Here is a 19,854-nt window from a genome sequence, read left to right as displayed (position 1 = left end):
CCGGTCCACCCTGCCCTCGAAGGACAGCGATGCCCGCCAAGAAGACCTCGCGACGCGCCCGTCTGATCGTGATCGCAGTCGTGTTGCTGCTCGTGGCCGGTATCGGGGGCGGCACGTTCTGGACGATCAGCAGCGTGCGCGACTCGTTCCCGCAGACGACCGGTTCGCTGAAGCTCAATGGACTGAGCGACCCCGTGACCGTCCAGCGTGACCGGCAGGGCATTCCGCAGATCTACGCGGACAGTTCGAAGGACCTCTTCACCGCCCAGGGGTACGTGCAGGCCCAGGACCGCTTCTGGGAGATGGACGTACGGCGGCACATGACGTCCGGACGGCTCTCGGAGATGTTCGGTGAGAGCCAGGTGAAGACCGACGCGTTCCTGCGTACGCTCGGCTGGCGCGACGTCGCCGAGCGCGAGTACGCGAGCCTCTCGCAGGAGGCCCGGGCCAACCTCAAGGCGTACTCCGCGGGTGTCAACGCCTATCTCAAGGACCACAAGGGCTCCGCCGCCTCCGTCGAGTACGCGGCTCTCGAACTCTCCCAGGAGTACACGCCGCACAAGTGGAGCCCCGTCGACTCCGTGGCCTGGCTCAAGGCCATGGCCTGGGACCTGCGCGCCAACATGTCGTCCGAGATCGACCGCGCGCTGATGTCCAGCCGTCTCACGGAGGCGCAGATCGAGGAGTTGTACCCCGACTACCCCGCCGACCGGCACGAACCCATCGTCGACGGTGCGATAGACCCCGGCAGCAAGAACTTCACGCCCGGCGGGAGCTCCGGCAGCGCGGGGAGCAGCGGCGGAGCGCAGGCACAGCAGGCCGTACGGGACGCGGACGCGCAACTCGGTTCCGTCGCCACACAGCTCGACAAGATCCCCTCCCTGCTCGGTCCGAGCAACAGCGGCATCGGCTCCAACTCGTGGGTGGTCTCCGGGAAGTACACGACGACCGGCAAGCCGCTGCTCGCCAACGATCCGCATCTCTCGCCCCAACTGCCGTCGATCTGGTACCAGATGGGGCTGCACTGCCGCACGGTCAGCAAGTCCTGCCCCTACGACGTCTCCGGGTTCACCTTCTCCGGGCTGCCCGGTGTGGTCATCGGACACAACCGGGACATCTCCTGGGGCATGACCAATCTCGGGGCCGACGTGACCGACCTGTACCTGGAGAAACTGCGGGACGGCGGCTACGTCTACGACGGCAAGCGGCGCTCGTACAAGACCCGCCAGGAGACGATCAAGGTCGCGGGCGGCCCCAGCCGTGAGATCACCGTGCGGGAGACCGGCAACGGCCCCGTCATCTCCGACCGCGACAGCGAACTGCGCGAGGTCGGCGACGAGGCACCCGTGGGCAACGCGGCACCCGACCGCGGCGACGGCTACGCCGTCTCCCTGCGCTGGACGGCACTGTCCCCCGGCAAGTCCATGGACGCGGTCTTCAAGCTCAACCGTGCCTCCGACTTCAAGGAGTTCCGCGCCGCCGCCCGCGACTTCGCGGTGCCCTCGCAGAACCTGATCTACGCCGACACCAAGGGCAACATCGGCTACCAGGCGCCCGGACGCATCCCCGTGCGGGGCGCCGGCGACGGACGCTACCCGGCGCCCGGCTGGGAGCCGCGCTACCGCTGGAAGGGCTATGTGCCGCAGAGAGCGCTGCCCTGGGAGTACAACCCCGAACGCGGATACATAGTGACCGCCAACCAGGCCGTCATCGACGAGGAGAAGTACCCGTACCTGCTGACCAAGGACTGGGGCTACGGCACCCGCAGCCAGCGGATCAACGACCTGATCAGGTCGAAGATCAAGGACGGCGGCAAGATCTCCATGGGCGACATGCAGACCATGCAGATGGACAACAGCAGTGAGATCGCCAAGCTGCTCGTCCCGTACCTGCTGAAGACGAACGTCGAGGACAGCTACGTCCGCGAGGCGCAGCAACTGCTGGAGGGCTGGGACTACACCCAGGACGCCGACTCCGCCCCCGCCGCGTACTTCAACGCCGTGTGGCGCAACATGCTGCTGCTCGCCTTCGGCAACAAGCTGCCCAAGGAGCTGCGCGTGAAGGGCGACTGCCTCAACGTGCGCCCCTCGGACGACTCCGGCCCGGTGGACGACCTGAACGGCAACACCCGGCTGGTGCGCGAGTGCGGCGTCCGGGACGCGGCCTCCGCGCAGCCGGACGGCGGTGACCGCTGGTACGAGGTCGTGCGCAACCTCATCAAGGACACCGACAGCGACTGGTGGAAGACCCCCGACAACGGGCGCAGGGGCGGCGACCGCGACCGCGACGAACTGCTCGCGCACGCGATGAAGAACGCACGCTGGGAGCTGACGTCCAAGCTCGGCAAGGACATAGACACCTGGAGCTGGGGCCGTCTGCACCAGCTGATGCTGAAGAACCAGACCATCGGCACGGACGGGCCCGGCTTCATGCAGTTCCTGCTCAACCGCGGCCCCTGGGACCTCGGCGGCGGCAAGGACGCGGTCAACGCCACCGGCTGGAACGCGGCCGGCGGCTACGAGGTGGTCTGGGTGCCGTCGATGCGCATGGTCGTCAGCCTCGACAACTTCGACAAGTCCCGCTGGATCAACCTCACCGGTGCGTCCGGACACGCCTACAACCCGAACTACGTGGACCAGATGGACAAGTGGTCGGAAGGCGCGACGCTGCCCTGGGCGTTCAGCCAGCAGGCGGTCGAGAAGGCCACCGAGGACAAGATGGCTCTCACTCCGTAGGGCGCGGTCCGCGGGCCGCCGTCCGGGCGCGCGAGCCCGCCGCCCCGGCGTGCGCCGGCCGCGGTCGGGCCGCCGTCCGGGCCGTGCGGTCGGACGGGCGCTCGTGGCGTGCCGCGTTCAGTGCCGGGGCGGCGGTGCGGCGAAGCGGTGGATGCCGGAGGGGGTCACCGCGGCAGCGACGGGAAGGTCGTGCGGCTCCGCCGGTACGCTGCCGACCAGTTCGGCGTCGTAGAGCAGCACCGCGAGCGCCGGACGGGCGCCCGCCGCCACGATGCGCGCCAGCACGCGGTCGTACGAGCCGCCGCCGCGCCCCAGCCGCACGCCCTCCCCGTCCACGGCCAGCCCGGGCAGCAGCACGGCGTCCGCACGGGTCACCGCCTCCCGGCCCAGGCGCTCTCCTTCCGGCTCCAGCAGGCCGCGCCCGGCGCGTACGAGATGGTCCGGGCCCTCGTAGGCGGCCCAGTCCAGGTCGTTGTCCGCGAGCAGCACGGGCAGCAGCACGCGTACGCCCTGAGCGCGCAGCGCTTCGAGCAGCGGCAGCGTCCCGGGCTCCCGTCCCACCGACACGTACGCCGCCACCGAACGGGCCTCCGCCAGCTCCGGAAGCTCCAGGGCCCGCTCGGCGAGCACGGTGGCGGTCTCCTCCGCGTACCGTGCCGTCAACCGGGCCCTAACCGCGAGGATGCTCTCCCGCAACGCGCGCTTACTACCGTCGATTTCGCTCACCGCTCCGCCCCGTGTCGCGTCCTGTCCTGCCGGCCTGCTCATTTCGCTACATATCAGAGCGAATCCATGTCTTCGGCGCAAAGCCACCGGTTATCGTGCGGGACATGACTGAATCCCGAGCACAGATCAGCAAGGCTGTCATCCCGGCGGCGGGCCTGGGCACCCGCTTCCTGCCGGCGACCAAGGCCACACCCAAGGAGATGCTGCCGGTCGTCGACAAGCCGGCGATCCAGTATGTGGTCGAGGAAGCCGTCACGGCCGGTCTGTCGGACGTTCTCATGGTCACCGGCCGCAACAAGCGTCCGCTTGAGGACCACTTCGACCGCAACTACGAACTGGAGCAGGTTCTCCGCGACAAGGGCGACGAGGCCAAGCTCAGCAGGGTCGAGGAGTCCAGCGGCCTGGCGACCATGCACTACGTACGCCAGGGCGACCCGCGCGGCCTGGGCCACGCCGTACTGTGCGCCTCCCCGCACGTGGGCGACCAGCCCTTCGCCGTACTCCTCGGCGACGACCTGATCGATCCGCGCGACCCGCTGCTCGCACAGATGACGCGGGTACGCGAAGAGCACGGCGGCAGCGTCATCGCGCTCATGGAGGTCGACCCCGAGACCATCCACCTCTACGGCTGCGCGGCCGCACACCCCACCGGCACGGACGACGTGGTGCGTGTCTCCGACCTGGTGGAGAAGCCCTCTTCCGCCGAGGCGCCCTCCAACCTCGCCATCATCGGGCGCTACGTCCTCGACCCGGCCGTCTTCGAGGTGCTGCGCAAGACCGAACCCGGCCGGGGCGGCGAGATCCAGCTGACCGACGCACTCCAGGCGCTGGCCGCCGAACCCTCGCTCGGCGGGCCCGTGCACGGCGTCGTCTTCCGCGGCCGCCGCTACGACACCGGTGACCGCGGCGACTACCTGCGCGCCATTGTCAGACTGGCATGCGAACGTGAGGACCTGGGCCCGGACTTCCGGGACTGGCTGCGCAGTTTCGTCACCGAGGAGATGTGAGGCGTTGAGCGAGACCTGGTCGGTCGAGGAGCATCTGGACGACATCCTCGGCAGCGTGCGTCCCCTGGAGCCGATCGAGCTCCAACTGCTCGACGCACAGGGGTGCGTGCTCGTCGAGGACGTCACGGTGCCGGCCTCCCTGCCGCCCTTCGACAACAGCTCGATGGACGGATACGCCGTGCGCACCGCCGACGTCGACGGCGCGTCCGAGGAGTTCCCGGCCGTGCTCACGGTCATAGGGGACGTCGCGGCGGGCAGCGGCGCCCTCCCCGTGGTCGAGCCCGGCCAGGCGGCCCGCATCATGACCGGCGCGGCGCTGCCGCCCGGCGCCGGGGCGGTCGTCCCCGTCGAGTGGACGGACGGCGGCCTGGGCGGCGGCCCGGTCGACTCGATGAACGCCCGCAGCAGCGACCCGCGCGGTGCGGCCGGCGAGGTCCGCGTCCACCGTCCCGTCACGGACGGGCAGCACATCCGCCCGCGCGGCAGCGACGTACGGGCCGGAGCGGTGGCGCTCAGCGCCGGAACGGTCCTCGGCCCGCCCCAGGTGGGGCTGCTGGCGGCCATCGGCCGCGGCACCGTGAGGGTGCGCCCGCGCCCGCGAGTGGTCGTCCTCTCCACCGGCAGTGAACTCGTGCAGCCCGGCGAGCAGTTGGGCTCCGGCCAGATCCACGACTCGAACAGCTTCATGCTGACCTCCGCCGCCCGCGAGGCCGGAGCTCTCTCCTACCGCGTCGGTGCCGTCACCGACGACGCCGACACCCTGCGCGCGACGATCGAGGACCAGCTCATCCGCGCCGACATCATCGTCACCAGCGGCGGAGTCAGCGTCGGCGCGTACGACGTGGTCAAGGAGGTGCTCTCCCAGATCGACGGCGGAAGCGGCCACGTGGAGTTCCGTCGGCTGGCCATGCAGCCCGGCAAGCCGCAGGGTTTCGGCCTGATCGGGCCCGAGCGCACGCCCGTCCTCGCCCTCCCGGGCAATCCGGTGAGCGCGTACGTCTCCTTCGAGCTCTTCGTACGCCCCGCGGTGCGGGCCCTGATGGGGCGCGCGTCGGTACGCCGCGAGACGGCTCGCGCCCGCCTGGAGACGGACGAGACGCTGACGTCGCCGGGAGGCAAGCGGCAGTTCCTGCGCGGCAGTTACCTCCCTCCGGCGGCGGGGGAGGCGCACGGTCCGGTGCGGCCGGTCGGCGGTGCGGGATCGCACCTGATCGCGGCGCTCGCACAGGCGAACGCACTGATCGACGTCCCGGAGAAGTCGACCCGGCTCACCCCGGGCGAGGAAGTGACCGTGGTTCTGCTGGACTAGTGCTGTGGACGGGCCCCGCCGGCCCGTCCTCGCCCGTCGTCCGTCGACGTCCCCGACCGGACCGGCGCGGACGTGCCGGTGGCCGCGGCGGCCGTGGCATGAGCGGGTGACGGTTCGCTGACGGGCGTCACGGGCCGGCGCCGGCACGCTTCCGGCCCGGTACCGTATCCGGTCACAGGGACGGGACCGGGAGAACCATGAGCAGCGCCGAGCAACAGCACCTCACCCACATCGACGAGGGCGGGGCGGCCCGCATGGTCGACGTCTCCGCCAAGGACGTCACCACGCGTACCGCACGTGCGGCAGGCCGGGTGCTGGTCGCGCCCCGTGTCGTCGAGCTGCTGCGGGGCGAGGGGGTTCCCAAGGGGGACGCCCTGGCCACGGCCCGTATCGCGGGCATCATGGGTGCCAAGCGCACACCGGACCTCATCCCCCTGTGCCATCCGCTCGCGGTCTCCGGCGTCGGGGTGGATCTGTCGGTCTCCGACGAGGCCGTGGAGATCACCGCGCAGGTGAGGACGACGGACCGGACGGGCGTCGAGATGGAGGCCCTGACGGCGGTGACGGTCGCGGCCCTCACCGTGATCGACATGGTGAAGGCCGTCGACAAGTCCGCCGTCATCGCCGACGTACGCGTGGAGGAGAAGACGGGTGGCCGGTCGGGGAACTGGGTTCGTCCCGGACAGAGTTCACCGGTTCCGGCGTCCGAGGACGAGTACCCCAACCAGGAGGGAACCGGCGTATGAGCCCCGTTCAGCAGCCGTATCGCGCGCTCGCCGTCACGGCGTCCAACCGGGCCGCCGACGGCGTCTACGAGGACACGTGCGGTCCGATCATCATCGAAGGTCTGGCGGCCATGGGCTTCGAGACCGAGGGCCCGAGCGTCGTCCCGGACGGTGAGCCGGTCGCCGAGGTGCTCGACGCCGCCGTCGCCGCGGGCTACGACGTCGTCCTCACCACGGGCGGCACCGGCATCTCACCCACGGACGCCACCCCGGAGATGACGCGCCGCGTGCTCGACTACGAGATCCCCGGCATCGCCGAGGCGATCCGTGCCGAGGGCTCGGGCAAGGTCCCGACAGCGGCTCTCTCCCGCGGCATCGCGGGCGTCGCGGGGGGCCGCACACTGATCGTCAACCTCCCCGGCTCCTCCGGCGGGGTGCGCGACGGGCTCGCCGTCCTCGGACGGATGCTGGAACACGCCGTGGACCAGATCCACGGCGGTGACCACCCCAGAGGGAACCCCAACTGAACGCGTCCTGGCCGATCGTGCTGACGGACGGCGAGACCGCCCTCCGTCCCATAAGGCTGCGCGACCACCGTGCCTGGCGCGAGGTGAACCAGCGCAACCGCGATTGGCTGCGCCCCTGGGAGGCGACCGTCCCGCCGGCTCCGCCGGGGCTCACCCCGCCGCGCCGCCCTTCCTACCGGCAGATGGTCCGCCACCTGCGCGCGGAGGCGCAGGCGGGCCGGATGCTGCCGTTCGTGGTGGAGCATCAGGGGCGCCTGGCGGGCCAGTTGACGGTCGCGGGGATCACCTGGGGGTCGATGTGCTCGGGGCACATCGGCTACTGGGTCGACCGCGCGGTGGCGGGCCGAGGCGTGATGCCGACGGCGGTCGCGCTGGCCACCGACCACTGCTTCCGCGCGGTCGGACTGCACCGCATCGAGATCTGCATCCGCCCCGAGAACACTCCGAGCCGCCGGGTCGTGGAGAAACTGGGTTTCCGCGAGGAGGGCGTACGGCCCCGCTATCTGCATATCGACGGGGCCTGGCGCGACCATCTGGTTTTCGCGCTGACCGCCGAGGAAGTTCCCGAAGGGCTGCTCGCACGCTGGCACCGCAGGGCTCAGGACACCACCAAGAAATAAGATAAGTGTTCGAAATTTGAATGATGCCCGCTGAACAGACCCCGCGCGCTTCGGAATTGAGCGCAAGTCACGAAGAGCGCCGCGATCGGAAAAGAACCTCGAGAGATCAGGCAGATCGTGCGACACACCTCGTATTTGGCAGATGGGTGCGGCTAAACCCCTCTACCGTGTGAGGGTGAACAGCAGTGGCCTCATCTACGCAGTCATCGTCGGGGCCTGGGCCGCCTACTTGGTGCCGATGTGGCTCCGCAGGCAGGACGAGCTGAACGAGTCCCGTCCGACGGAACGCTTCAGCACCGCCATCCGGCTGCTGTCGGGCAAGGCGGCGATGGAACGGCGGTACGCGAAGGGGAGCGACGGGGGCGACGACGAAGCCCCGGAGGGTCAGGGCATTCCCGACGGCTTGGACTCCGGCTCCCGCACCGGGCATGACGACGCGCACCCAGACGCCCCGGACCCCGCGGACGAGTCGGTCGACGTCCGGGCCTTCGCCGACCCCAAGACCATGGTCGGAGCGGCCGGCGCCGAGGCCCCGACCGAAATAGTGGCCAGACCCGCGCAGCGTCACGCGGACCACCAGGGCGCCGACGCCCGGGGTGAAGCCGCCCGGGGCGGAGAGGGGCGGGGCGAAGGCGCCGGGGAGGAGGCCCGGCAGCACGAGGCCGAGGCACAGCACGGCACCGCCGAGCGCAACAGGGTCCGGCAGAGCAGCAAGCGCGCCCGGGTGCTCGCCCGGCGCCGCCGAACCACCATGGCGCTCTTCCTCGCCTTCACGGCCGGCACCATCGTCGCCGCCGTCGGCGGACTCGCCTACCTCTGGGTGCCCGCCGTGCCGGGACTGCTGCTGAGCGCGTACATCGTCCACCTGCGGGTGCAGGAGCGCAGGCGCTTCGCCGCCGCCGTGGGCAAGGGGCGGGGTGAGGCTCCCGCCCGGGGCCCGAGGGAACAGCGGACGTCCCCGGCCCCCGGCCCCGGTGCGGAGACGCGGGCCGTCCCCGGTGCTGCCGGGGAGGGGCCCGACGCAGACCCCGCCACCCCCGAGGCGGCCACCGGGGGCGGAACACATGGGACGGCAGGTTCCGCGAAGCCCGCCGGGGGGCGCGCCGGGGAGCGCGGCGCGGTCGACCGCCGAGCCCTCGTCGAGCAGACCGACCACGCAGAGTGGGTCGACCAGCAGCGCGACGGCGAGCGCGAGCAGTCCGAGGGCTGGGATCCGGTACCGGTGCCGCTGCCGACGTACGTCAGCGCGCCCGTCGCGCCGCGCACGACGCGTGAAGTCGACCTGGAGGCCCCGGGCACGTGGAGTTCGGCCCGCTCCGGCCTGGCGGGCGGCGAACCGGCCGCGCCGGAAGCGCAGGAGCCGGACGAGGAGCCCGCGCCGGGCTCCCGCCGGGGGCGGGGTCCGGGCCGCACACCGCTCTTCGACCAGTACGAGGACAAGGACCGCCCGCGCGCGGCCAACGAGTGACCGGTGGCTCCCCGGCCCGCCGATCGCGGTCCGGTGGAGCCCGGTGACCAGCACCGGAACGGATTACCGCCCAGCACTACGGGGATGCTAAGGTTTCACCCGTCGCAAGGGCCTGTGGCGCAGTCCGGTAGCGCATCTCGTTCGCAACGAGAGGGTCAGGGGTTCAAATCCCCTCAGGTCCACAGCAACAGCGGGGCCGTTCTTGAACCAACTCAAGAACGGTTGACGAGATCCCGTCCGATCATGCAGATCGGACGGGATCTTCGCGTTTGTGGGGTTCGCTCGGGACGTGTCCGAGGTGGCTCGTGGAGTCGGTCAGAGCACGCCTCGGGTGAAGGCGTGGCAGGTGCGGTAGTTGGACTGCGCGGATCTGCTCAGCGGCGCGCGAGCAGCACGCCGAGCGTGCCCGCGGCCGACGTGAGCGTGGGGTGGGCCTCGACGGTGAAGCCGGCCTCGTCGAGCCAGGCAGCGACTTGGCTGGGCCGTCGACGACGGACGTAGGACTCCGGCCAGTTCCCGTCCATCTCCTGCGGCTCGGGCGGTGCGGCCTCGCCGACGTGAAAGCCCAGCAGCAGCAGACCGCCGGGCCGCAGCACCCGACGGAAGCCGGCAAGGACCGTGCCGATGGCTTCATCGGGGACGTGAATGATCGAGTACCAGGCGATCAGGGCGGACAGCGAGCCGTCCGCAAGGTCGAGTCGGGTCATCGACCCCACCTCGAACCGCAGGCCGGGATGTTCTCGCCGCGCCACTTCGATCATCCGGGGCGACAGGTCGACACCGAAGGCGTCGACGCCGAGGTTCCTCAGGTGGGCGGTGATCCTCCCAGGCCCGCACCCCACGTCCGCCACGGGTCCGCCGCCCTGCGCCCGCACCTGCTCGGCGAACAGCGCCATGACGTCCCGCTCGGCCGGCAGCCTCTCCAGGAGGTTTCGCACCTCGTCCGCGTATCTGGTGGCGTCGGCATCGTAGGACGCCCGGGTGTCCGCCAACCACCCCGCGGCTTCTGGGCCTTCCCCTCCGGTGCTCACACCCGCAGGCTAGCCCAGTGGCCGGTCTCCCGAGAGCGTCCGTAATTGTGGCCCGGTTGCGGGTACGACGCCTGAGCGGGAGCGCAGACGCAACTCGCCGTCGAGGGTACGCTGTCGCGTCAGAAATGGCGTGCTCACGACAACTATCATCGGAGAGGCCCTCATGAAGAAGCGAACCGGCATCCTGCTGGGCATGATCCTCGTGGCGGGGGCGAGCGCACCGGTCGCGTCGGCCGCGGAACCGCAGGCGGCGAACTTCCAACTCCCCTTCACCTGCGGGGACTCCTGGAGACTCGACACCTGGGGCCACAACCCCGCGCTGGACATGGTCCACGAGCCCGACCAGCACGGGACCGAGGGCGCGCTGCTGATCGCCTCGGAGGCAGGCACCGTCAACATGTCCTTCTGGCACGACAACGCGGGCAACGTGGTCCAGATCAACCACGGTGACGGCCACTTCACCACGTACATCCACATGCAGTCGCGGTCCGTGAACGTGGGCGACACAGTCGCTCAGGGCCAGGAGATCGGCTTCGTCGGACGGACAGGCGCGGGAGCCAACGACCACCCCCACCTGCACTTCGAGCTCGGCTTCGACGCCAACGGCGACGGGGAGGCCTCCTGGGGCCAAGCGGACTCCGAGCGGGTCAACGCCTCCTTCGACGGAGTCGAGTACGCCGGAGCCAGCCAGACCTGGCGGAACGTCGTGAGCAACAACTGCTGACAGGAACCCCGCACCTCTGACGGACGGACGGACGGACGGCCCTCGGCCCCTCGGCCCGCTGCGGCCCGGAGCCCCAAGAGGCCACCGGTCGCACGGCCGTCGGGCCGTCCGCGCTCCCTTGGGCGGCGAGAACGGTTCCACGACAGTCGAGCCGGGCCCCGACCACTGGCCGAGGACGTCCTCGGCCAGTGGTCCGGCGGCGAATCGGCCCGCACCGGGCCGCACCGGGTCGCCCGCCGACCGCGTCCCGTCCGCACAAAGGGGGTTGGACCCGCTGTCCTTCCGCGGGGAGCGCCCGCCGCCTAAGCTTGAGCACAACTGCCTTGAGGAGCTGAGATGGTCGGTCACCGAAGCGCGCGTTGACATCACCCGGTCACATTCGGCCCGTCATCGCGTGCTGCCCCTGATGTGCGGCACAGCGAGCCTTCCCCGCCCGAGACCTGCCGGTGCACTGCCATACGCGCCGGTGGCGGGCGTCCTCGACGACTCAAGGAATGCCTGTGCCGTCCGTTTGCCCGCTCACGCCTGCGTGCTGTCCCCTCCTGTCCCGCGATCTCGGCTCCGGTCCTGGCACGGCCGCCCGTACAGCACCATCTGCTGAGCCCTTCGGGTCTGCTGTCATGTGCGCGCCCAGTGCCGGAAGCCTGCGGGCGCGAGGCCGGCGATGAGGGCCGCCGGTCCCCGCCGTCCAGCCCTGCCGAGCCTGTGGCGCGACGGTGACTTCCGCAAGCTCTGGATGGGACAGACAGCCTCCCAGCTCGGGGCGCACGCCAGTCAGACGACTCTGCCGCTCATCGCCGTGCTGGCACTCGACTCCGGCTCCGGCCAACTCGGCGTACTGCGCGCGGCGGAACAGGCGCCGATTCTCCTGATCTCGCTCTTCGTCGGTGCCTGGGTCGACCGCAGGCGGTCCCGCAGTGTGATGGTGCTGGCAGACTTCGGCCGAGCTCTGGCACTGCTGGCGGTCCCCGTCGCGTACATGTTCGGAATGCTCGGTATCCCGGCGCTGATCGTCGTCGCATTCCTCGTCGGCGTACTCACCGTGTTCTTCGACGTCGCCTACCAGGCGTCTCTCGTCAGACTGGTGAAGCGCGACCAACTCGTGCAGGGCAACAGCGCGCTCGAGGGCAGCAGGTCCGCAGCGCAGATCGGTGGCCCCGCACTCGGCGGCGCGATGGTGTCGCTGCTTTCAGCGCCGATCGCCGGCGTGGTGAGCGCGTTCTTCTTCGCGCTTTCCTTCCTGTCGATCCGACGCATCCACCGTGGACGCGAACCGGTACCAGGGCAGGCCGAACCACATGAACGGATCCGGCGGCAGATCCGCGAAGGTCTCCAACTCGTCGCCTGCGACACCTCTTTACGGGCTGTGGGTATCTGCTCCGCGATCTTTCAGTTCTTCTTCGCGGCCCTGATGACCGTCTACCTGCTCTTCATGCCACGCACGCTGGACCTGTCCGGCGCCGCCGTCGGACTGGCGCTGGCGGCAATGGGCCCGGGTGCGCTGGCCGGTTCGCTGCTGTCCGCGAAACTGCCGATGAGGTTCGGCCACGGCGTCGTGCTGGTGTCGTCAGCGGCACTCGCCGACGGCGTGATGCTGGGCGTACCTGCCCTGCACGGCTCCTCAGCTGTCACGATCCCGTTGCTCGTGGCGATCAACTTCCTGTTCGGCGTCTTCAGCCAGATGGTCAACGTCACCGTCATGGCCGTCCGGCAGGCCATCACGCCCGTACAGATGCAGGGCAGAGTCGTTGCGACGATCAATTTCGTCGGCATGGGGCTGACCCCGCTCGGTTCGCTGGCGGGCGGGTACCTCGCCGGTCAGTGGGGGTTGCGCACCAGTCTGCTGGTGACCGCCGCGGGGCTGTCCCTGTCGCCGTTGTTCATGGCCCTGTCCCCACTCGCCCGTCTGGGGAAGACCCTTCCAGCAGCACACCCAGCCGTGGCCACGCGTCACGCCGGCCGGGACCGGTGACCCGGGAATTGGGAGGAGATCCGCGAGGCTATGCGGAACACTCGGGCTGACCGATCAGTTCTGCCAGGCGCGCCGGTCTTCACCGGTGCCGATACCCACGTCCTCGCCGACGGCTCCCGGCCGCCAGGCGACTGTGACCAGGAACCCAACGAGGTGCTGCAATGTCCGCTGCGATCCGAGAACGACCGGCCGTGCGCGCGGGCCGTACACCGACGGTGGTGCGACTGCTCGTACTGGCCACGTTCGTGGTGATCCTCAACGAGACCATCATGATCAACGCCATGCCGCGGTTGATGGAATCGTTCCGCATCACCGAGCAGTCGGCGCAGTGGGTGACCACAGCCTTCATGCTCACCATGGCGGCCGTGATTCCGATCACCGGCTGGTTCCTGCAGCGGGTCACCACCCGCCAGGCCTACGGGATAGCCATGGGCGTGTTCATCGCGGGTACCGCCCTGTCAGCCGTCGCGCCGTCCTTCGAGGTGCTGCTGGCGGGACGGATCGTGCAGGCCGCCGGCACAGCCGTGATGATGCCCCTGCTGATGACCTCGTTGATGATCGTGGTGCCCGAGCACGACCGCGGCCGGGTGATGGGCAACGTCACCCTGGCGATCTCGGTGGCGCCCGCGCTCGGACCGGCCGTGTCGGGGGTGATTCTGCAAGTCGGTTCCTGGCGGCTGCTGTTCCTGGTCGTCCTGCCGATCGCGGTTCTGGTGACCCTGTTCGGGCTGCGCAAGGTGAAGAACATCAGCGACCCGCAGGTGAGTTCCATCGACTGGCTCAGCGTGGGCGTGGCGGCGCTCGGCTTCGGCGGTCTGGTGTACGGCCTGAGCCTCCTCGGCGACAGGGACGGCAGGGTCGGGCTCGGCGCGGGCATCGTCATCGCCGGGGTCGCGACAATCGCGGTATTCGTGATCCGCCAGCTCAAGCTGCAACGCACAGGTGAGCCTCTGATGGACATGCGCATCCTCGGGCACCGCACCTACAGCCTGTCCTTGATCCTCATGTCCATCGGGTTCCTGGCGATGCTCGGCTCGATGATCCTGCTGCCGCTGTACCTGCAGAACCTGCGCGGGCTCAGCCCGTTGGAGACCGGCCTGCTGGTCATGCCGGGCGGCCTGGCCATGGGCCTGCTGGGACCGACCGTCGGAAAGGTCTTCGACCGGTTCGGCAGCCGGCCACTGGTGCTGCCCGGCACGATCGCCACGTTCCTCGCCCTCGGCGGGTTCACCCAGGTTTCGACGACGATGCCGTACTGGCAGGTACTGGGCCTGCACGCGCTGCTGATGGTCAGCCTGGCGGCGACTTTCACCCCGGTCTTCACGCTCGGCCTGGGCGGACTTCCCCCGCACCTGTACTCGCACGGCAGCTCGATGCTCGGGACGCTGCAGCAAGTCGCCGCGGCGTTCGGGACCGCGCTCGTGGTGACCGTGATGTCCGCGCGCACCAGCCACTTGGTCGCCGACGGTGTCGCCGCCGTGCCCGCACAGGTGAGCGGGATGAAGCTGGCCTTCGGTGTCGCGACCGCCCTGTCGCTGGTGACGATCGTCGTGGCGGCGAAGCTGCCGCGCCGGGCCGCCGGCGCCGGTGACCACGAGCCCGGCGGCGCTGACGCGGTCACGCCCGCCGACGGTGCTGCCGCTGCGCCGCAGCAGCACAGTGCAACGACCGTCAACAGCGAGAAGGGATCCTGACATCCGGACCGCCCAGCTGCCAAGCGCCGCATACCCTTGGTCACTTCTGTGCAGGCGAGGTCACATCGGCAGTAACGGGGGCCCATGGAACCCATCAGTATCGGCGCGCGTGTCTCCTCCGCCGTCGTCGCACCGCTCGTACGGCGCCTCTTCGTCCAGCCCGGCCCGGGGGCCGGCCTCGTCGACTCGGCCGTGCGCCTGGACTCCCTCGTCTCCTGGAGCCGCAAGCGCACACTTGGCGAAGCCGAAGTACGGCGCGTTGCCGAGCAATTGGTGCGCGAAGCGCTGCGCAACGAGCCGAGTGAACCTCCTGTCCCGGCAGACGAGGAATCCGCGGTGGCCGACGCACTCGCCCGGACCCTCCTGTCGCTGGGCGACATCGGCATGGACGAGGTGCAGGCCGTACGCCTGCGGCCGGACGGCCTGGCACTCGTGCTGCGTCGCGCGGCCGACGAGCCCGCCCGTGCCGCCGTCCGCCACCTCTCGGGTGACGGGGAGGCGTTGTACGAAAGCCTGCTGGAGCTGGCCTGCCTGCACATCCTGCACTTCTTCACCCGACGGGACACCTTTCCCGCCGCCACGGCCGTGGAGACGGTGCGGATGCTGGACGAACTCGTGCAGCGCGTCGACCAGGCGCTCACACGGCTGTCCGACCAGTCCGCCGAGGACGCCGGATTCGAGCAGCGCTACCTCGCCCGCCTTGCCGAGAAACATGGTGAACTGCGCATCTTCGGTGTGGACTTCTCCGACCCGCGGCGCGGGCACTGGCCTCTCGGGGAGGCGTACCTGAGCCTTGAGACGCGCCAGATCGGCGGCGCGCACGCGGGGCAGCGCCAGCGCGTCGAGGAAGCGCTGTCCCGGCATCCCCGCGTGATGCTGCGCGGCGAGGCGGGCTCGGGGAAGACCACACTCGTGCAGTGGCTCGCCGTTGCTGCTGCCACCAGGCGTCTGTCCGGTACCGGCCTGGAGCACCTGGCGGCGTACGTGCCGTTCGTGCTGCCCGTGAGGACACTGACCCGCACACCGGAAGCGGAGATGCCCGGACCCAGCCAGTTCCTCTCGTCCGTCGGGCACCTCATCCAGGACGAGGAACCGGAGGGCTGGGCGCTGCGCGTCCTGCGATCGGGCCGCGGCATGCTGCTGATCGACGGGGTCGATGAGGCGCCGGAAGCGGACCGGGAGCGGGTTCGCGCGTGGATCGCCGAACTGCTCGGCCTGTACCCCGAAGCGTATTGCCTGGTCACCAGCCGGCCCTCCGCGCTGGACACGGGCTGGCTGCAGGAGTCGGCGTTCAGCGAGGTCACGCTGCTCGATCTGAGCCGCCACGACATCGAGCGCTTCGTGCACCGATGGCATGCCGCCGTGGCCACCACCGTCACGGCGCGGGACCGGCACATCGTCACCGACCTGCGCGACACCTTGGTCAACACCCTGCAGACGAAGCCCGATTTACGCCAGCTTGCCACCAACCCGCTGCTGTGTGCGCTGATCTGTGCCCTTCACAGGGACCGGCACAAGGAACTCCCGCGGGACCGGATGGCGTTGTACGAGGCCGCGCTGACCATGCTGCTGATCCGCCGCGACGAAGAGCGCGAGGTCCAGCCGCCGGAGGGCATCAATCCTTCGGCCCCTGCCGAGAAGCAGATGCTGCAGCGCATCGCTTTCTGGCTGCTCCAGAACGGCCGTGCGGAGGTCCATCGGAGCAGCGCCGAAGGCATCATCGAGCGCGCGCTGCCCGCGATGCCCAAGGTGGCGGGGGCGGAGAAGGCCCCGGCGGTACTGCGGTACCTGCTGCTGCGAAGCGGACTGCTGGTGCAACCCACGGAGCGGACCCTCACCTTCGTGCACCGAGTCTTTCAGGACTTCCTGGCTGCGCGGCAGATCGTCGAGGACGAGCTGTTCGGGATGCTCGTGGACAACGCGCACAAGGACCAATGGGAGGACGTGGTCCGGATGACCCTCGGCCACTGCCGCGAACGCGAGTGCGCCGAGGTGTTGAACGGCCTGCTGGAGAAGGGCGAGGCGGCGAGGCGCGCGGGGCTCGGGCTGCGCTGGCGGCGGCTGCATCTGCTCGCCGTCTCGGGCCTCGAACACGTAACGACGCTCGACCCGTCGATGCGGGCAAGGGCGCAGTCCTACGGCCGAGCGCTGTGGCCGCCGCAGGACAACGAAAGGGCCGCACGGATGCTCGCAGACGTGGGGCCCGTCGTCCTCGACATCATGCCCGGGGCCGGCGAGGTGAAGAGCGAACGAGAGGCTGAGGCCGCGGTACTCATCGCCGGGCGACTCGGTGGCAACAGGGCGCTGCACATGCTGCGGCAGTACACGACGCACAGCGCTCGCGGCGTCCGGCAGCGCCTCGCCGAAGCGTGGGGGAATTTCGACGCCGTCCAGTATGCCGACGAAGTGCTGGCGCACATCTCTTTGCAGCACGTCCGACTGCGCATCGGGCGACTGCGCGAGTTGGAGGCCATGGAGCGGCTGGGACCGGTGCCGGAGGTGGTGATCGAAAGCGGCCTCACCTCAGAGTGCACAGCAGGCCACCTCGCGGAGCATCTGGCCGCGCGTCTGGCGTCACGGGAGCCGGCGTACCTGCGTGTCGAGGACTGTGCGGGGCTGGAGAGCTGCGCTCCGCTGGAGCGGCTGCCACTGCGGGAGCTGGAGCTGCTGGGCGTGCCCGAGGAACTCGATCTCACGCCGCTCACCCGCATGCCACGGCTGATCAGGCTGACCCTGCAGGGCAGGCTGCCGAATCCGCTGCTGAGCGGCTCGCAGGAGGCGAGCGGGCGGAGCGTGTCACCGCTGCGGGAGCTGAGCATCGACGGACTGCGGGCCGAGCCCGACGCGCTGGAGGGCATCGAACGGCTGCCGGGTCTCCAGCATTTGATGGTTCCGCGGCCGACGACCGGTGCCGGCGCGCTGGCACGGCTCGCTGAGCTGCCCGACCTGCGTTCGCTGACCCTGCACGTCACGGACACCGCGGAACTGGCTATGGCGCCGCGGCTCCCGCAAGTGCGGCACCTGGCGCTGCGTACCGTAGTGGGAGACGCGGGGCTCGGTCCCCTGCCGGACGCCTTCCCCGGTGTGGAGAACGTTGTTCTCGCCCTGTCGGCGCGTTCAGGCATTCGAACGATCGACCTCACGCCGCTGCACCACTGGGCGTCCCGCCTCCGGTACGTCGCTGTGGAGAGCCCGCACAGGGTGACGGGACGCAGGCCCTTCTCCGACCGGCTCCACATCAGGCCGGAGCGCGTCGGAGGGCCCACCTTCACCGACATGGTGAGCTCGTACTACGGCTGGAGCACCGACTCTGTCGCCTCGGCGGAGGTTGATGAGGACGCGGTTGATGGGGAGGCGGGTGGCGGAGGCGAATGCCGGACGCCATCGGGATGAGTGTCAGCAAAGCTCCATCGCTCAGGGGGCTCCCGAGATTCCGCCGTGAGAAACGGCTCCCGCCGGGCGGCGTCGTCCGGCCGTGTGCCGTCCTGCGATGAGTTCTCGTCCTCCCGCTGGTCAATCGGTGACCACACAGTCCAGCGGGGCGGCAGAAGGGACGCGGAGCCATGCGGAAGATCATCGAACAGGGGGTGGTCACTCTGGACGGTCAGGTCAGCACGCCGCAGAACTGGCTGCCCGCCAGGTGGGCCGGTGAGTTCGAGCGGCGCTCCAAGGAGTTGCTCTTCTCGGTCGACGCGCTTCTCTACGGGCGGCTCAGCTATGAAGCACACTCCGAGGTGTGGCCGGCTCTGGAGGAGGAGTTCGGCGAGTACGCGGTCCGGATGAACACGATCCCCAAGCACGTCGCGTCGCGCACGCTGGCCGCGACGACTTGGAACGCCTCGCTCCTCGAAGGCGACGTGGTCGGTGCCGTGCAGAAGCTCAAGGAACAGCCGGGAGGGGACATCCTCAAGGTCGGCACCGGCGGCTCGTTCAGCCGCACCCTGCTCGAACACCGCCTCGTCGACGAGTACTTGTTCTGGTTGTTCCCCGTGATCGCCGGCAGCGGCGCGCATCTCTACGACGGCATCGACACCACGGAGTTCGAACTGGTCGACGTCGAACGGCTCGAGAACGGCATCCTCGGCCTCACCTACGTGCCCGGCGCGCGCCGGTGATCCCCGCGGACGCGGGCAACGCCGGTGACTCCTCCCGGACGCGGCACGCACCGCGCACTTGGCCTCGGAGCCGCGGCACAACTCGGAGCCGCGGCACCACAAGGCAGGGCCCCCGCCGGAAAGTTCCGGCGGGGGCTCCCGTCCTCGTGGGGCGCGGTGACGTACGGCGACCCGCAGCAATCCGGTCCGGGCGGTGGGCTCCTCACGGGAGGGGCCTTCGTCAGCGGCCGGGAGCCGACGCCATCCGTCGGGCCGCCTGCTCCCTCGCCGACTCCAGCAGGGCGAGAAGCACCTGCTTGCTGGACGTACGGTGCCGCACGTCGCACATGATGACGGGTGCGGGCGAGCGCAGATTCATGGCCGTCTGCACCTCCTCGACCGCGAAGTCGCACTGCCCGTAGAAGCAGTTGACGCCCACGGCGAACGGGATGTGGCGCTGCTCGAAGAAGTCGACGGACGCGAAGCTGTCGGTCAGACGCCGCGGGTCGGCGAGTACGACCGCGCCGAGCGAGCCCAGCGCGAGGTCGTCCCACATGAACCAGAAGCGCTCCTGCCCCGGGGTGCCGAACATGTAGAGCACATGCTCGGGGTCCAGGGTGATCCGGCCGAAGTCCATGGCCACCGTGGTGGTGGACTTGTCCGGTGTGCCGGCGAGGTCGTCGACGCCCAGGCTCGCCTGCGTCATGTATTCGTCGGTCTCCAGCGGCGTCACCTCGCTCACCGAGCCGATCATGGTGGTCTTGCCCACGCCGAAGCCGCCTGCTACCAGGATCTTCAGCGCTGTGGGCATGGTGACGGAGCCACCCTGCCGCTCAGAGCTTGCGGATACCACGGATTACCCTCTCAAGTAGTTCCACACTGGGGGTGCTTGTCTCCTCGCCCGGAGCCTTGATCGCGATCATCGCCTTGGCGAGCAAGTCCCCGCAGAGCACTTTCACCACGCTCGGCGGCAGGTCCAGAAGCGCCGCGATCTCGACGATCGCCAGTGCGCGCTCCCGGCATAAGTCGAGGATGGCTGCCAGTTCCGGCTGGGCCGGCTGGCCTTGGCGGCCCTGGGCGGACCCCGTGGTGGCCACCTGGGTGATGAGCGGGAGGTCGGCACCGTTGGGAGTCGTACGCCCGCCGGTGATGGCGTAGGGCCGGATGAGATATCCGGACCCCTCTTCGAACCATGACGTGTTCTTGGAAATCGCCCCAGATC

Annotated in this window: 16 protein-coding genes and 1 tRNA gene; 13 read left to right on the top strand and 4 right to left on the bottom strand. The window is 69.9% G+C overall.

Going from position 1 to position 19,854, the window contains the following annotated elements:
* The first annotated feature begins 29 nt into the window (after window positions 1–29).
* Complete coding sequence (locus H343_RS0101110; protein WP_028429632.1) at window positions 30–2,735, top strand: penicillin acylase family protein; 2,706 nt, start codon at window positions 30–32, stop codon at window positions 2,733–2,735.
* Window positions 2,736–2,852: 117 nt separating this feature from the next.
* On the opposite strand, the gene H343_RS0101105 is transcribed toward H343_RS0101110, so the two are convergent.
* On the bottom strand, window positions 2,853–3,503 hold the full coding sequence (locus tag H343_RS0101105) for a 5-formyltetrahydrofolate cyclo-ligase (RefSeq protein WP_051264435.1): 651 nt from the start codon (window positions 3,501–3,503) through the stop codon (window positions 2,853–2,855).
* A gap of 62 nt (window positions 3,504–3,565) precedes the next feature.
* Between H343_RS0101105 and galU the strand changes: the two genes are divergently transcribed.
* From galU to H343_RS0101070, 7 genes are all read left to right on the top strand, one after another.
* Window positions 3,566–4,468, top strand: a complete 903-nt coding sequence (gene galU / locus H343_RS0101100) for a UTP--glucose-1-phosphate uridylyltransferase GalU (protein ID WP_028429630.1) — start codon at window positions 3,566–3,568, stop codon at window positions 4,466–4,468.
* A gap of 4 nt (window positions 4,469–4,472) precedes the next feature.
* Entirely contained in the window at window positions 4,473–5,777 is a 1,305-nt protein-coding gene (glp, locus tag H343_RS0101095; RefSeq protein WP_028429629.1) for a molybdotransferase-like divisome protein Glp, read from the top strand.
* A gap of 197 nt (window positions 5,778–5,974) precedes the next feature.
* Window positions 5,975–6,523 (top strand): cyclic pyranopterin monophosphate synthase MoaC, encoded by a 549-nt coding sequence (gene moaC, locus H343_RS28185; RefSeq protein ID WP_051264433.1) that lies wholly within the window; start codon window positions 5,975–5,977, stop codon window positions 6,521–6,523.
* Complete coding sequence (locus tag H343_RS0101085; RefSeq protein WP_028429628.1) at window positions 6,520–7,029, top strand: MogA/MoaB family molybdenum cofactor biosynthesis protein; 510 nt, start codon at window positions 6,520–6,522, stop codon at window positions 7,027–7,029. Before moaC ends, H343_RS0101085 begins: the two co-directional genes overlap by 4 nt.
* Window positions 7,026–7,649, top strand: coding sequence for a GNAT family N-acetyltransferase (locus H343_RS0101080; RefSeq protein ID WP_037901799.1), 624 nt, complete (start codon window positions 7,026–7,028; stop codon window positions 7,647–7,649). Before H343_RS0101085 ends, H343_RS0101080 begins: the two co-directional genes overlap by 4 nt.
* Window positions 7,650–7,824: 175 nt before the next feature.
* On the top strand, window positions 7,825–9,117 hold the full coding sequence (gene sepX, locus H343_RS0101075; protein ID WP_028429626.1) for a divisome protein SepX/GlpR: 1,293 nt from the start codon (window positions 7,825–7,827) through the stop codon (window positions 9,115–9,117).
* A 108-nt stretch (window positions 9,118–9,225) separates the two neighbouring features.
* A tRNA-Ala gene (locus tag H343_RS0101070) sits at window positions 9,226–9,299 on the top strand.
* Between the two features lie 192 nt (window positions 9,300–9,491).
* Here H343_RS0101070 and H343_RS0101065 read toward each other — a convergent pair.
* Window positions 9,492–10,148, bottom strand: coding sequence for a class I SAM-dependent methyltransferase (locus tag H343_RS0101065; protein ID WP_037901797.1), 657 nt, complete (start codon window positions 10,146–10,148; stop codon window positions 9,492–9,494).
* A 163-nt stretch (window positions 10,149–10,311) separates the two neighbouring features.
* Between H343_RS0101065 and H343_RS28180 the strand changes: the two genes are divergently transcribed.
* The 5 genes from H343_RS28180 (at window position 10,312) to H343_RS0101040 (ending at window position 18,653) form a co-directional block, all read left to right on the top strand.
* The gene (locus H343_RS28180) at window positions 10,312–10,872 is read left to right on the top strand and encodes a M23 family metallopeptidase (RefSeq protein WP_051264432.1); all 561 of its coding nucleotides are present in this window, start codon (window positions 10,312–10,314) and stop codon (window positions 10,870–10,872) included.
* Window positions 10,873–11,536: 664 nt separating this feature from the next.
* Window positions 11,537–12,844, top strand: a complete 1,308-nt coding sequence (locus H343_RS0101055; protein ID WP_051264431.1) for an MFS transporter — start codon at window positions 11,537–11,539, stop codon at window positions 12,842–12,844.
* 161 nt (window positions 12,845–13,005) lie between these two features.
* Window positions 13,006–14,538, top strand: coding sequence for an MDR family MFS transporter (locus tag H343_RS28175; protein ID WP_051264430.1), 1,533 nt, complete (start codon window positions 13,006–13,008; stop codon window positions 14,536–14,538).
* An 84-nt stretch (window positions 14,539–14,622) separates the two neighbouring features.
* A complete protein-coding gene (locus H343_RS28170; RefSeq protein ID WP_051264429.1) occupies window positions 14,623–17,931 on the top strand; it encodes an NACHT N-terminal Helical domain 1-containing protein in 3,309 nt (1,102 codons plus the stop codon).
* A gap of 170 nt (window positions 17,932–18,101) precedes the next feature.
* Window positions 18,102–18,653: a dihydrofolate reductase family protein gene (locus H343_RS0101040; protein WP_028429623.1), complete on the top strand. Its 552-nt coding sequence runs from the start codon at window positions 18,102–18,104 to the stop codon at window positions 18,651–18,653.
* Between the two features lie 220 nt (window positions 18,654–18,873).
* Here the strand turns inward: H343_RS0101040 and H343_RS0101035 are convergent, their stop codons facing one another.
* Together H343_RS0101035 and H343_RS0101030 are read right to left on the bottom strand one after the other, a co-directional pair.
* Window positions 18,874–19,485 carry an ATP/GTP-binding protein gene (locus tag H343_RS0101035; protein ID WP_028429622.1) on the bottom strand — a complete coding sequence of 204 codons (612 nt, stop codon included), beginning with the start codon at window positions 19,483–19,485 and terminating at the stop codon, window positions 18,874–18,876.
* Window positions 19,466–19,783, bottom strand: a complete 318-nt coding sequence (locus H343_RS0101030; protein WP_486586758.1) for a DUF742 domain-containing protein — start codon at window positions 19,781–19,783, stop codon at window positions 19,466–19,468. The genes H343_RS0101035 and H343_RS0101030 overlap by 20 nt, the downstream gene beginning before the upstream one ends.
* Window positions 19,784–19,854 lie beyond the last annotated feature (71 nt).

It is taken from the genome of Streptomyces sp. TAA204, from assembly GCF_000424965.1.
This window is presented reverse-complemented; position numbering and strand designations above follow the sequence as displayed.

Coding starts and splice junctions, on each gene's coding strand:
- moaC (WP_051264433.1), top strand. CDS start 5,975: ATGAGCAGCGCCGAGCAACAGCACCTCACCCACATCGACGAGGGCGGG.
- H343_RS28175 (WP_051264430.1), top strand. CDS start 13,006: ATGTCCGCTGCGATCCGAGAACGACCGGCCGTGCGCGCGGGCCGTACA.
- H343_RS0101105 (WP_051264435.1), bottom strand. CDS start 3,503: ATGAGCAGGCCGGCAGGACAGGACGCGACACGGGGCGGAGCGGTGAGC.
- H343_RS0101085 (WP_028429628.1), top strand. CDS start 6,520: ATGAGCCCCGTTCAGCAGCCGTATCGCGCGCTCGCCGTCACGGCGTCC.
- H343_RS0101110 (WP_028429632.1), top strand. CDS start 30: ATGCCCGCCAAGAAGACCTCGCGACGCGCCCGTCTGATCGTGATCGCA.
- H343_RS28170 (WP_051264429.1), top strand. CDS start 14,623: ATGGAACCCATCAGTATCGGCGCGCGTGTCTCCTCCGCCGTCGTCGCA.
- galU (WP_028429630.1), top strand. CDS start 3,566: ATGACTGAATCCCGAGCACAGATCAGCAAGGCTGTCATCCCGGCGGCG.
- H343_RS0101055 (WP_051264431.1), top strand. CDS start 11,537: ATGAGGGCCGCCGGTCCCCGCCGTCCAGCCCTGCCGAGCCTGTGGCGC.
- H343_RS28180 (WP_051264432.1), top strand. CDS start 10,312: ATGAAGAAGCGAACCGGCATCCTGCTGGGCATGATCCTCGTGGCGGGG.
- H343_RS0101040 (WP_028429623.1), top strand. CDS start 18,102: ATGCGGAAGATCATCGAACAGGGGGTGGTCACTCTGGACGGTCAGGTC.